This is a genomic window from Corynebacterium sp. CNJ-954 (genome assembly GCF_001942345.1).
Classification (GTDB): domain Bacteria; phylum Actinomycetota; class Actinomycetes; order Mycobacteriales; family Mycobacteriaceae; genus Corynebacterium.
In genome coordinates this window covers 45368-58525 of record NZ_MKKI01000046.1, presented here as the reverse complement: position 1 = coordinate 58525, position 13158 = coordinate 45368, and the positions used below count along the sequence as shown (strand labels likewise).

At 65.8% G+C, this 13158-nt stretch carries 11 protein-coding genes; 8 read left to right on the top strand and 3 right to left on the bottom strand.

Translation table 11 applies throughout. The features are described 5' to 3' along the window. Nucleotides 1-24: 24 nt before the first annotated feature. The 5 genes from BJF89_RS17535 to BJF89_RS17515 all read left to right on the top strand — a co-directional run bounded on the left by BJF89_RS17535 (nucleotide 25) and on the right by BJF89_RS17515 (nucleotide 4901). Complete coding sequence (locus BJF89_RS17535; protein WP_075816347.1) at nucleotides 25-660, top strand: peptide deformylase; 636 nt, start codon at nucleotides 25-27, stop codon at nucleotides 658-660. Further along, nucleotides 653-1786: a GNAT family N-acetyltransferase gene (locus BJF89_RS17530; protein ID WP_075816346.1), complete on the top strand. Its 1134-nt coding sequence runs from the start codon at nucleotides 653-655 to the stop codon at nucleotides 1784-1786. Before BJF89_RS17535 ends, BJF89_RS17530 begins: the two co-directional genes overlap by 8 nt. A gap of 64 nt (nucleotides 1787-1850) precedes the next feature. Continuing rightward, the gene (locus tag BJF89_RS17525; protein ID WP_075816345.1) at nucleotides 1851-2624 is read left to right on the top strand and encodes an exodeoxyribonuclease III; all 774 of its coding nucleotides are present in this window, start codon (nucleotides 1851-1853) and stop codon (nucleotides 2622-2624) included. A gap of 5 nt (nucleotides 2625-2629) precedes the next feature. Further along, nucleotides 2630-4189, top strand: coding sequence for a cardiolipin synthase (gene cls, locus BJF89_RS17520; protein WP_083651133.1), 1560 nt, complete (start codon nucleotides 2630-2632; stop codon nucleotides 4187-4189). Nucleotides 4190-4307: 118 nt separating this feature from the next. Beyond that, the gene (locus BJF89_RS17515) at nucleotides 4308-4901 is read left to right on the top strand and encodes a MarR family winged helix-turn-helix transcriptional regulator (RefSeq protein WP_139312150.1); all 594 of its coding nucleotides are present in this window, start codon (nucleotides 4308-4310) and stop codon (nucleotides 4899-4901) included. A 13-nt stretch (nucleotides 4902-4914) separates the two neighbouring features. Here BJF89_RS17515 and BJF89_RS17510 read toward each other — a convergent pair whose 3' ends face one another. The 3 genes from BJF89_RS17510 to BJF89_RS17500 are packed head-to-tail and all read right to left on the bottom strand — an operon-like array spanning nucleotide 4915 to nucleotide 7971. Continuing rightward, nucleotides 4915-6153 carry a multidrug effflux MFS transporter gene (locus BJF89_RS17510; RefSeq protein ID WP_075816344.1) on the bottom strand — a complete coding sequence of 413 codons (1239 nt, stop codon included), beginning with the start codon at nucleotides 6151-6153 and terminating at the stop codon, nucleotides 4915-4917. Further along, the gene (locus BJF89_RS17505) at nucleotides 6146-6958 is read right to left on the bottom strand and encodes an ABC transporter permease (protein WP_075816343.1); all 813 of its coding nucleotides are present in this window, start codon (nucleotides 6956-6958) and stop codon (nucleotides 6146-6148) included. Before BJF89_RS17505 ends, BJF89_RS17510 begins: the two co-directional genes overlap by 8 nt. Next, the gene (locus tag BJF89_RS17500) at nucleotides 6958-7971 is read right to left on the bottom strand and encodes an ABC transporter ATP-binding protein (RefSeq protein WP_075816342.1); all 1014 of its coding nucleotides are present in this window, start codon (nucleotides 7969-7971) and stop codon (nucleotides 6958-6960) included. Before BJF89_RS17500 ends, BJF89_RS17505 begins: the two co-directional genes overlap by 1 nt. Nucleotides 7972-8044: 73 nt before the next feature. Between BJF89_RS17500 and BJF89_RS17495 the strand changes: the two genes are divergently transcribed. From BJF89_RS17495 to BJF89_RS17485, 3 genes are read left to right on the top strand one after another with little or no spacing between them, the layout of a single operon-like run. Then, nucleotides 8045-9508, top strand: coding sequence for a hypothetical protein (locus tag BJF89_RS17495; RefSeq protein ID WP_255372734.1), 1464 nt, complete (start codon nucleotides 8045-8047; stop codon nucleotides 9506-9508). Continuing rightward, nucleotides 9505-10617: a transporter substrate-binding domain-containing protein gene (locus tag BJF89_RS17490; protein WP_255372733.1), complete on the top strand. Its 1113-nt coding sequence runs from the start codon at nucleotides 9505-9507 to the stop codon at nucleotides 10615-10617. The genes BJF89_RS17495 and BJF89_RS17490 overlap by 4 nt, the downstream gene beginning before the upstream one ends. After that, entirely contained in the window at nucleotides 10614-13148 is a 2535-nt protein-coding gene (locus BJF89_RS17485; RefSeq protein WP_075816341.1) for a serine/threonine protein kinase, read from the top strand. The genes BJF89_RS17490 and BJF89_RS17485 overlap by 4 nt, the downstream gene beginning before the upstream one ends. The last annotated feature ends 10 nt before the right edge of the window (nucleotides 13149-13158 follow it).

Genomic DNA, 13158 nt, shown 5'->3' with positions numbered 1-13158 from the left:
CACCCGGCGGTTATTCTGGAGGGCATGTCAGTTCTCCCCGTCGTCATCTGCGGCGACCCCGTCCTCCATCACCCCACCGAGCCCGTCGCAGAGGCGGAGGTCGGCACCGGACAGCTCGGTGAGCTCATCACCGACATGTACGAGACCCTCGACCTGGCCCACGGCGTCGGCCTGGCGGCGAACCAGGTCGGCGTCTCCAAGCGCCTCTTCGTATACAACTGCCCCGACATCGACGGGCCGGACGGCACCCGTAAACCCGGCGCCGACATCGACGCCCAGGGCGGCCCCATGCGTCGCGGATGCCTGATCAATCCTGTCCTGGAGACCTCCGAGATCCCGGAAACCATGCCGGACGAGGAGAATGACGTCGAAGGCTGTCTCTCCGTCCCCGGCTACGACTTCCCGACCGGACGTGCCGACTGGGCCCGTGTCTCCGGACTCGACGAGCACGGCGAACCCGTCACCGTCGAAGGCTACGGTTTCTTCGCCCGCTGCCTTCAGCATGAGGTCGGCCACCTGGACGGGTACCTCTACATCGACACCCTCATCGGCCGCAACAAACGTGCCGCGAAGAAGGCCGTGAAGCGTGAGGGTTGGACTGTCGCAGGCAACTCCTGGACACCCGGCGTCGATCCTGACCCCTTCGGCCACGATGAGTGACGTCTCACCTGAACCGTCACCCGACACGTCGTGGTCGGCGGCGCATGCCGGCGCGCTGACGCCGGGGACCACGGGCCTCCCTTTCCCGGTGTCCCGCCACACCGACCCCCGCGGCGTCCGGACGGGAGTGCGCGCGACGGTCCGCCGTCTCGTCACGAAAGACAACGGCGAGAGTTCCGCCCGCCCGGCGATGAACCCGTCGACGGGACGTCCCCTAGTCACCGACCTCATCGGTGTCATCGACTCGGTGGAACCGCTGCAGATCCGCACGACTGACGGGGTCGTGCACACGGTTCCGGCCGACGACGTCGTCGTCCTCAAGACCCTCGCCGACCGTCCGGTGCGCACCTCCGACATTCGCGCGGTGGAACAGGCCACCGCCGCCGCGTTCCCCGGCATCACCAACGACACGGTCGCCGGCTGGCTGATGCGCGCGGGGGACGGGATCACCGAACGGTCGAACTCCGCCGTCCCGCTGGGCCCGGAGACCGGCACCACCCCGGTACCGCTGGAGGCCATCCACGCGTTCTACCGGCAGCATGAGCTCCCCACCCGGATCCTGCTCCCCGACCGGGTGGCACGTCCTGCCGAGCATCTTCTCGGGCTGCCCGGGACACAGGCGGGCCCGGAGATCATCGTGATGGCCCGTACGCTCGAGGGCGAACTTCCACCGGTCCCCGACGGGCCTCCGGACGTCGAGTTCTCCGTCTCGGATGAACCCGACGACGAGTGGCTGAGTCTCTACCATTTCCGCGGAGAACCCCTGCCCGAACACGCGCTCCGGCTCCTCGCCGGTCGGATCGACGGCACGCTCGGCTTCGCGCGCCTCACCGTCGACGGTGTCCTCGTCGCGGTCACGCGCGGCACCGTCACCACCGGCGGGCGGGAACAGTTCCTCGGGTACTCGGCCGTCGAGGTGGCACCGGCATGGCGCCGTCGGGGCCTCGGACGACTGATGGGCACCGCGATGCTCCACTGGGGACGCCAGCATGGCGCGACGCGCAGCTACCTGCAGGTCATCACCACGAACGAGGCCGGTCTCGGCCTTTACCGTTCCCTCGGTTTCACAGAGCATCACCGACACCGTTGCCTGACGCTGACCGACGGCGCCGGGACAGGTGCCTGAGACGGTGGTCTCACCGGTGATCTCGCTGAGGTGCGATCGCCGCGGAGTGGATATGGTGTAGGGCATGAGGATCGCCAGCTGGAACATCAACTCCGTGCGTAACCGGGAACAACGTGTCCGGGACTTCCTGGAACGCTCGGACGTCGACGTCCTGTGCCTTCAGGAGACCAAATGCACCGATGACCAGTTCCCGGATTTCTCCGACACCGGGTACCGGCACGCCCACGTCGGCGAGAACTCCTGGAACGGTGTGGCGATCCTGTCCCGGGTGGGTGTCGAGGACGTGCGCTCGGATTTCGGTCAGCCCCGCTTCGACAAGGATCCGGCCGCGGAACCCTCGCTGGAGCCCCGGGCAGTCGGTGCCCGCTGCGGCGGGGTCGAGGTGTGGAGCCTCTACGTCCCCAACGGGCGGGAGATCTCCGACCGCCACTTCACCTACAAGATCGACTTTCTCGACAGCATGGCGTCCTACCTGGAGAAGGGGAAGGACGTGGGCGACCCGGTCGTTGTCGTCGGTGACTTCAACATCATCCCCACGGACAAGGACCTGTGGGACCGCTCCTGGTTCGAGGGTAAGACGCACGTCACCCCTCGGGAACGTGCGGCTCTGGAAGATCTCGTGCAACGGGGCGGCATGACCGAGGCGACCGCCCCGCTCGAGGGCACCTACACCTACTGGGACTACCAGGCGATGCGGTTCCAGAAGAACCAGGGAATCCGGATCGACCTGCAGTACTCGCGGGGGCTCACCCCCTCCTCCCCGGTCGTGGACCGGGAGGAACGCTCCGGTAAGGGGGCGTCCGACCACGCCCCTGTCATCGTGGATTACGCACTGTGACCGCCATGGTGGCCGCATCGGATTTCTGGTCGTTCATCACCCCCGACAACTTCGGTTTCCCCCTGTTCGGCAACGTCATCGGCGACGGGCTCGAGTGGTGGCAGTGGGTGCTCGTACTGCTGGACTACACGCTGAAGATCATCGCCCTGGGTTACGTGCCCTCCCAGCGCAAGCCCACCAGCGCCATGGCCTGGCTGCTGGCGATCTTCCTCATCCCCTTCGCAGGGGTGATCCTCTTCCTGTTCATGGGGTCGCCGTACATCAACCGGCGCCGCCACAACATCCAGAACCAGGCCAATGAGCTCATCCGCACCGTCAGCGAGGACGAACCGGACGTCCCGGTCGGATTCGACGTCACCGACGAGATCATCAGCATGATGCACCTCAACCGGCATCTGACGTCGATGCCTGCCGCGACCGGTCGCCTGGTGGCGCTGCACTCCGACTACGAGCAGTCGATCCAGGCGATGGCGGAGGCGGTCGACCACGCCGAGAACTACGTCAACGTCCAGATCTACATCACCGCTTGGGACGACACCACCGGGGTCTTCTTCGACGCCCTGGAGCGCGCGGTGAAGCGCGGGGTCACGGTACGCCTGATGTTCGACCACGTCGGCAGCTGGAAGTACCCCGGCTACCTCAAACTCGGAAAGAGGTTGACGGCGATCGGGGTCGACTGGATGGTCATGCTGCCACTGAAGCCGTGGCAGTGGCGCTTCCGACGACCGGACCTGCGCAACCACCGAAAGATCGTGGTCGTCGACGGTCACACCGCGTTCATGGGCAGCCAGAACATGATCGACCCCAGCTACCTGCTCTCCAAGAACCAGAAGAAGGGGCGGCACTGGATCGACGTCATGGTCGAGGTCACCGGACCGATCGTGATGAGTCTGGACACCGTCTTCGCCGTCGACTGGTTCACCGAGTCGAAGGAGGAGCTCGACCTTCTCTCCCCGTCGCAGGCGACGCACTGGCTCAATGCCGACACCGCCCCGCAGGTCCCGGACTCCGGGAACGAGATCCTGCAGGTGGTCCCGTCGGGCCCCGGCTTCACCACCGAGCCGAACCTGCGCCTGTTCACCTCGGTGGCCCACCACGCCAAAGAGCACCTGGTGCTGGTCAGCCCCTACTTCGTGCCGGACGAGTCACTCCTGGACGCCGTCACCACGGCTGCCTACCGTGGGGTCGAGGTCGAACTCTTCGTCTCGGAGAAAGCCGACCACACCATCGTCGACTTCGCCCAGTCCTCCTACTACGCGGAAATGCTTGCTGCCGGCGTGAGGATCCACCGGTACCCCTACCCCGCCGTCCTGCACACCAAACTGGTCATCGCCGACGACGAGGTCGCGATCATCGGGTCATCCAACATGGACATGCGGTCTTTCGGTCTGAACTACGAGGTGACCATGCTCTCCGGGCACGGCGATCTCCTGGATTCGATGACTGAACTGACCGACACGTACCGGGCGACCTGCACCGAACTGACCGAGGAGGAGTGGGGGAACCGGCCGTTGATGCGACGTTATGTCGAGAATGTTGCCCGGCTTACATCGGCACTGCAGTAAATGGCTTACAATGACATAAACAATAGGTCGCAGAAACTACCACGGGTCGGCTACCGTGATAGCTGACGGGACCGATACACCAGTCAGAAGCTAGTCAGTAGCAGACAAGGAGCCCACCATGGCCAAAGACATCCGGGACACCACGGACTCCACAGAGTCTGCCGACGATTTCACCGATTTCATCAATGACCTGGGCTCCGACACAGTCCAGGACCAGATCCGCGGACACCGTGCACCGGAGATCCTGCCGGAAATCGATGTCGCGGAGATCGCGACCGCCGTCTACGACTTCCTCTCCGCCCTGCGTCGTCTGATGGACCGCCCGAACCACAAACTGGCGATCTCCCAGTCCGAGATCGAGGTCCTGCACTTCATCGCCCAGCACCCGGGGTGCGGCGTGTCGGACATCGCCCGCCTGCGGTTCCTGCGTGCATCGAACGTCTCCGCCACGGTGCGTCGTCTGATCAACTCCGGGCTGGTGCTGCGACAGGCCAACGACCAGGACCGCCGCGCACAGGACCTGTACCTGTCCGACGAAGGAATCGAGATGCTGAACTCGATCACCGACGAGTGGGCGATGCTGATCGCCCGCGCGGCGCGTCGTATGGACGGGCGCGACCTGGCGAAGCTCCGCCGCGGCGTACCCGCGTTGCGGAACCTGTCCATCGCCGCGGAAAGCCTCATCGAGGACATCCAGCGGAGCCGCAACTAATCTGCCGCTCTGCTCAACTGCCCGGTGTTTCAGGGGAACGGGTGCGCCGGGCACCACGGCGGCCGTAGAGGCCACTGAGGACGGCGACGGCGGCACATGACGCCATCACCGTCGCCATGGTCAGCAGACCGTCCTCCCCCAAGCCGACGATCGGGGCGACGATACCGGCGGCGAGAAACTGGCCGGCACCGAGCAGTGCCGACGCCGCGCCGGCACGTCCGGGGGCGAGATCCATCGCCAAGGCCGTGGTGTTGCCCAGGTTCAGTCCGGTCCCGATCGTCGCAACGAAGGTGAACAGGATCACCGGAACCAGGCTGTGCGCGGTCAGGGCGATGACCAGCAGCCCCAGCCCGCCGACGAAGAGCAGCCCCTGGCCGATGGCCTGCATCCGCGCGGGACCGACTTTCTTGACGACGCGGGCGTTCACCATGTTCGCCAGCACGAGTGCGACCGCATTACCGGCGAACACCAGGCTGAACTGGGACGCCGTGAGGCCGAACTGTTCCTGCATCACGAAGGACGAGCCGGAGACGAAGGCGAAGAATCCACCGAATCCGATCGCGAATGCCACGAGGTGTCCGACATAGGGGCCGACGCGGAAGAGGCCCGCCATGCGTCGGTACACCACGAGCATCGCGCCCTCGGTACGCTTCTCTGCAGGGTGGGTCTCCGGGAGCGCGAGGGCGACGACCACCTGGGCGACGGCGACGGCGGCCAGGGTCCAGAACACCGCCCGCCATCCGGCGAGTCCTGCGACGGCGCCACCGACCACGGGTGCGACGATGGGGGCGACAGAGGTGAAGATCATCATCGTCGACAGGGCTGCCGCCGCGGCTGCCCCGTTGAGCCGGTCGGCGATCATGGAGCGTCCCAGTGTCACTCCGGCACCACCGGCGGCGCCCTGGAAGAAGCGCACGACGATGAAGAGCCAGATTGACGGTGCGAGGGCGCAGATCACGGATGCCAGCAGCCCGACGACGGTCGCGGCGACGAGCAGCCGGTGGCGTCCTGCACGGTCGGAGAGCGGGCCGACGACAAGCTGTCCGACGGCCATACCGACCATGAAGGCGGTGATCGTGAGCTGGGTGAGCGAGGCCGTGGTGCCGAGATCGTCGGTGATCTCCGGCAGGGACGGCAGGTACATGTCTGTACCGAACGGCCCACCGGTGGAGAGCAGTGCGATGCCTGCGAGCATCGCGAGGGATACTGTCGCGGTCGACGTGCCCTGGACCCGGGAGGGTCGGTCAGGCATCACGACGACGCAGTACGACCGTGCCGAGGATGAAGATCACCAGGCAGATGACAGCGAAGTAGATCACTGAACCGGTCTGACCCCACGGGGCGTTGACCGTATCGTTGAGGTTGACCGCATTCCCGATGTTCTTGAACGGCATGTACTGCGGGATCCATTCCTTGACCCTCGGGAACATCCCCGGGATCTCTTCGAGAACCAGCACCCAGAGCAACAGGACAGCCATGGCACCGGCTGTCTTCCGCAGCAGGTATCCGATACCGATCGCCAGAGCGACTGCGCCGAGCGAGTAGATCACCATGCGCAGCATCACTGTCCAGGCGTCGTCGGCTGACAGTGAGATATTGGAGAGCACTGCCTCATCGTCGATCTGGAGTCCGGCAACCCACTTTGTCACCAGCACACTGAGCACCGCGGAGATCAACGTGACGACCGCGGCGATGACGCCGTAGACGATGAACTTAGCCACCGGCAGCTGCCAGCGTTTCGGCACCGCCAGGACGCTCGACTTCGCGGTGTTGTTGCCGTACTCACCGGTGACCAGCAACGCGCTCTGGATCAGGATGATCATCACACCGAAGACCTGCAGCCCCGTCAATGCACCGGCAACATCGAGCGCGCCCGCGTTGATCGCGGCGGTCTCCAGGTCACCGTCGTCGACAAACATCTGGTAGCTGGTGGCATTCGCCCATCCCATGAATGCGCCGAAAGCGACGGAGAACACAACGATGAGCGCCGAGGTCCAGTAGACCGCCTTGGTGGTGCGGATCTTGATCCACTCGGCGTTGATAGCGTGTGCGAGCATTACTTCTCCCCCTCGGTGGTCTGCTGGGCATCGGCCTGCGCCTGCGCCTGCTGGTCCGGCAGTTCGCCCAGATCCGGAATGTCACCGAGATCCCCGCCCAGGTTCGCGTGGTAGTCCACCGCATGGCCGGTCATCCGCATGAAAGCGTCCTCCAACGAGGCCCGTCGCTCACTGAGCTCGCGCAGCAGCAGCCCGTAGGTGTAGGCGATCCCGCCGATGTCGTCGGGTTCGGTGTCCTCCATGACCAGGATGTCCCGGCCGTCGTCGTCAGTACTCTGGCTGAAACTCACGGACTGCTCGGTCAGCGCATTCTTCATCTCCTCGAGATGATCCGTGCGCACCACCGTCGTCGCCGTGGAGGCGTTCTTGATGAAGTCGTGGGTCGAGGTATTCGCCACGAGACGCCCGCGTCCGATGACCACCAGGTGGTCAGCGGTGAGTGCCATCTCGCTGAGCAGGTGGGAGCTGATCATGACCGTGCGGCCCTCGGTCGCGAGATGCCGGACGAAGTCACGCACCCAGCGGATTCCCTCCGGGTCCAGGCCGTTGACCGGCTCATCCAGGATCAGGACCTCGGGGTCGCCCAGCAGCGCGACCGCCAGTCCGAGCCGCTGGCCCATACCGAGCGAGAAGTTTCCGGCCTTCTTACCCGCGACGTCGCTGAGACCGACGAGGTCAAGCACCTCGTCAACACGTTTACGGGAGATGCCGTTGGCGGCGGCCAGCCACTTCAGGTGGTTGGCCGCGGTGCGGTTGGGGTGGACCCACTTCGCGTCGAGCAGCGTCCCCACCTTGTGCAGCGGTTTCGTGTACTGGTCGTAGCGTTTACCGTCAATCGTGGCGGTACCGGCCGACGCACGGTCGAGTCCGACGATCATGCGCATGGTCGTGGACTTACCTGCACCATTCGGCCCGAGGAATCCTGTGACGATTCCGGGCTGAACAGAAAAGTTCAGGTCGTCCACGACGGTCGCGGAACCGTACCGCTTGGTCAGGGATTCGACTTCAATCATTCCCCTATCGTGCCATATGCCCTGCAGCCAGGGCACTGCCACTTCTTGCCTCGACGAATGTAGGATGTCCTACATGCCCGTGCCGACACGAGATTCAAGTGACGGGGCCGCCGATCCGGCCTCGACCGGCACATTCACGACCCCCGACACGGACTCCCCGGCCGCCACGGGATCCGCTGTCGGTCCCGGGGGGCGTCGCCAGGACACCGACCGGTGGATGGACGATGCTCCCGCTGACGGCCCCGGGTCACGTCGGCTGAGTGTCTTCACCCCGGCGCTCGAGGTCCCCCGCCGGTTCCGCCGGTTCGTCTCCACCACACCGGGTCTGCTCACGGTGGTGTCGGTGATCCTGGTCCTGGCCATCCTCGCCGCCGGTGGTGCGATGGCGGCACAGTCCTCCAAACAACAGGGCGACCTCAACACCCTGGTCAACCGGACCGAACCGGTCTCCTTCGCCGCACAGGAACTGTACAACTCCCTGTCCGTGGCGGACTCCGTGGCCACCACCGGATTCGTCGAGGACGCCGCCGGTGGCGCCGACACGGACTCGTCCTACCGGGAGGCCGTCGACATCGCGTCCCGCGCGATCATCCGGGCCGCCAACGGCATCGACGACCCGTCCACCCGCGAAATGGCCCTCATCCTGGAGATCCAGGAGAAGCTGCCCATGTACACCAGCCTGATCACCGAGGCCGGGGTGAACAACCGGCAGGGACATCCCGTCGGCGCGGCGTACGTGACGCAGGCCAGCACGATGATGCAGGACGAGATCCTCCCCGCGGCCGGCGAGCTGTACTCCAACACCAGTTCCGAGGTCGGTGAACAGCAGCTCGCGTTGACGAAACCCGGCTGGTTCGCCCTGTCCGGACTGGTGGCCGCGGTCGTGCTGCTGGTCGTCGCGCAGTTCTGGTTGGCCGCCCACACCAACCGCCGCATCAACGGCGGTTACGCCACCGCCACGGTCCTGATGACCGTGGCCCTGCTGTGGGCCAGCGGATCGGCGCTGTCCACCTGGACCGACGGCACCCGCGGACTCGACGGGACCGCCCAGCCGCTGGAAACCCTGACTTCGCTGCGCATCAACGTGCAACAGACCCGCACCACCGAGGCGCTCAGCCTCGTGGAACGCGAGTACTCCGACGACACGCAGAATGACTTCTCTGACCAGGTGACCAACATCGACAGTGAGCTCGAGACGCTCCGCTCCACCGTGGGCGACCGCGGCGTTCTGGACGACGCCCGGGAGAACCTGCGTGCCTGGGACAACGCCCACGCCGAGATGCTCGCCTACGTTCAGCAGGGTGACTACTCCGCGGCGATCGGCGCCACGATCGGGGACTCAGACCTGCACCCCTACCAGCGACTCGACGAGAACCTGCGCTCCCTGATCGACGACACCCGGGAACAACTCCGGACCTACCTCGCCGACTCCCGGGTGTCGGCGCAGCAGGTCTCGGCTCTGGTGATTCTGCTCGGTGTCATCTCGGCCCTGTGCATCATCTACGGAACCCGCCCACGGCTCCAGGAGTACCTGTGAATACCCGCGCCCGCATCCTCACCCCTGTCGCCGCCGCCGTCGTGGCGACGGCCAGCGCCATGGCCCTGGCGTCCTGCGTCTCCAACGAACAGAGCCTGCAGCAGTGGCCGGACGCGCCGAACCCCAGCCTCGCGCTGCCCAACGGGTCGAAACTGTCCGACAATGTCGACGACCTCACATCCCAGACCACGAGCGACACCACGGCCGGTGCCCGTGACGCCTACGGCTCGCTCCGCCCGGACACTGACCCGCGTACCGGCGAGGAGGTCCCCCCGGCGCGACGTGTCCCGGCCATCGTCGAGCGAGGCCGACTGGTGGTGGGGGTTGCACAGTCCCTCAACCAGCTGGGTTTCCGGGACCCGGTCACCGGCGAACTCGCCGGATTCGAGATCGACCTGGCACGGGAGATCGCCCGTGACATCTTCGGCGACCCCAACCGTATCGAGTACCGCTACGTTGAAGGCAACAATCTCGAGGACGTCCTTTCGGTGGGTACGGTCGATCTGGTCATCCGCACGTTCACCATCACCAGGCCACGACAGGAACAGGTCGAGTTCTCGGTCCCCTATCTCACGACCTACCCGCGCGTCCTGGCCATGCGGGACTCCGGCATCACGGGTGAGGAGGATCTCGGCGACAAGACGGTCTGTGTCACGCACGACTCCACCAATCTCCAGGCACTCCGCGACGAGGTACCCCACCAGGACATTCTCGCCACGCAGACCTGGTCGGACTGCCTGATGGCGATTCAACGCCGCCAGGCTGACGCCATCTACTCGGACTCCGCGATCCTCTCGGGACTCCAGGCACAGGACCCCTACACGGAGATCATCGGCGACAGCACCGACGGGACCGACTACGGTGTAGCCGCCGCGCTCCCTGAAGACCGCGACACGGCCGGGCTCGTACGCCAGGTCAACTCGACCATGGACCGCATACGCACCGACGGGACCTGGGACGACATCTACGACACCTGGCTGGAAGGCTACCTCGGTGCCGCCAGCCAACCCCCCGCCGAATACCGTTCCGCTGACGACAACCGTGAGCTCACCGCCCTACGTGAACGCGCGCGGGACAACGGGAACGCTGAGAGGGAGGACGACCAGTGACGAACCCCGACGAGCCCGGCTCCGAGACCACTGACCGCCAGGACGGCACGAACGACACCGGTCAGGCGACCGAAGCGACTTTCTTCGACCCCTTCGCCGACGATGACGCCGACAGCGACGCATACGGCGATGAGGGTGACAGCGCCTCCGACGGCTCCGACGGCTCTGACGGCTCTGACGGCGACGACGAGGACACCGGAGGCCAGTCGACACAGGCCACACCCTTCGACCCGTTCGCCGACGACAGTGACGGCGAGGAAACCCACGACGACACCGCAGTCACCGGTCCGGCCACCGACCCCGACGGCATGCCGAAGGCAGGCGACACCGAACGCCAGCCCACCGTCGACTCCGGTGAACGCAGTCGTCGTGAAGCTCTGTCGACCTTCCGTCGCCGACGGGGCACATCCCGGGCCGGTGCGGAAGTCGCCGGCGGCATGGTCCGTCTTCCGTTCATCCCTCCCACGAATCCCCAGGACGCGGTCATCAGCGACGATGCCGTCGAGAAGGCCGTCTCCGAGGGCACGGAGCGGCCCGTCCTGCAACCGGGTGACATGGTTGCCGCCCAGTACGAGGTGCTGGGGCCGATCGCCCACGGCGGTTTGGGCTGGATCTACCTCGCCGTCGACCACAACGTGTCCGACCGGTGGGTCGTCCTCAAGGGCATGATGGCCACCACCACCGCCCATGAACGGGCGGTCGCGGAGTCCGAGCGCGCCTTCCTCGCCGACATCACCCACCCCGGGATCGTGAAGATCTTCAACTTCATCGATGACCCGCGCAGTCCGGGCGGATTCATCATCATGGAGTACGTCGGTGGCCCGTCCCTGCGGCATCGCCGTCGTCGGCAACCGGGCAACACACTGCCGATCGATATCGCCATCGGCTACATCCTCGAGGTCCTGCCGGCACTGGACTACCTGCACTCCCGCGGTGTGGTCTACAACGACCTCAAGCCGGACAACATCATCATCACCGAGGACCAGGTCAAGCTGATCGACCTGGGTGCGGTCTCCGGCATCGGCGCCTTCGGCCACATCTTCGGCACCCGCGGTTTCCAGGCACCCGAGATCGCGCGCACCGGGCCGACGATCGCCAGCGACATCTACACCGTCGGACGGACGCTGGCCAGTCTCATCGTGAAACTGCCCGTCACCGACGGGGTCTACGACCACGGGCTACCGACGCCGAACGACGAGCCACTGTTCCGCAAGTACCTGTCGCTCTACCGGCTGCTGCTGCGCGCCACCGACGAGAATCCCGAGCGCCGTTTCAGTTCTGCCGGCGCGATGGCCAACCAGATCATCGGTGTCCTCCGTGAGGTCCTGGCCATCCGCGACGGCCGCCAGTACCCGCACCTCGACACCCGTTTCACCGCCCAGCGGTCCACGTTCGGGACCAAGCACCTGCTCTTCCGCACGGACCAGCTCATCGACGGTATCGAGCGGTCTGTGGAGACCACCGCCCCCGAGGTGGTCGCCGCGCTGCCGACCCCCCTGACGGATCCGAACGATCCTGGCGCGTCGCTGCTCTCCGCTGCCAGTCTCACCGAACCCAGTGAAGTCCTCGACACCCTGAAGGCAGCGCTGAAACAGCCGGACATGTCGTCGTCCACCGAGATCCCGCTGACCATCGTCCGGGCACAGCTCGACCTCGGCATGACCACCGAAGCCGTCCTGACCCTGCGGGAGATGGACGACCGGCTGCAGCGGGATTGGCGCCACCAGTGGCTGTCAGGCGTTTCCAACCTTCTGACCAGTGACTATGTCGCCGCGCAGGCATGTTTCAATGAAGTGCTCAACACCCTGCCCGGTGAGCCGGCGCCAAAACTCGCCCTGGCGGCGACCGATGAACTGATGCTGCAGCACCAGGGGATGAACACCACCCGACTGCTGGACTCCAACGTGCAGAAGGCGGCGCTGGCATTGACGTACACCCAGGGTGCACAGCAGTCCCCCGACTACAGCGAGGTCCCCGGATGGACACACCTGTCCCAGGACCCCGTCGCGCTGCGTTTCCACACGATCCGTCTCTACGGACTCGTGTGGGCCACGAATGCCTCCACAGTGTCCGCGGCCTTCGGACTGGCCCGCCAACTGCACGCCGAAGGTCTGGTGGATGCCGCCGTCGCCGCGCTCGACCGGCTCCCCCAGTCGTCCCGGCACCACCGGACCGCCCGGCTGACGACTGTCCTGATGCTCATCACCGACCAGTCGTCACTCAACGAGGCACGCCTGCGGCGCGCTGCACGACGCCTCGAAATACTGCCCACCAACGAGCCGAGGATCCCCCAGGTCAGACTGGCTGTCCTGGCCGCCGCCCTGGAATGGTTGCGCGCGGAGCAGGAGAAAACCGACGGACCCGTCCGCGTGGCAAAGGCGCCGTTGTTCGACGTGGAGTTCACCGAACGGGGACTGCGCGCCGGAATTGAACAGGGCCTCCGCGACATTGCCCGACAGTCCCCTTTCGCCCGCCACCGCTTCCGGCTGGTGGACATGGCCAACCGGATCCGGCCCCGGACCTGGTTCTGATCCGTTCAAT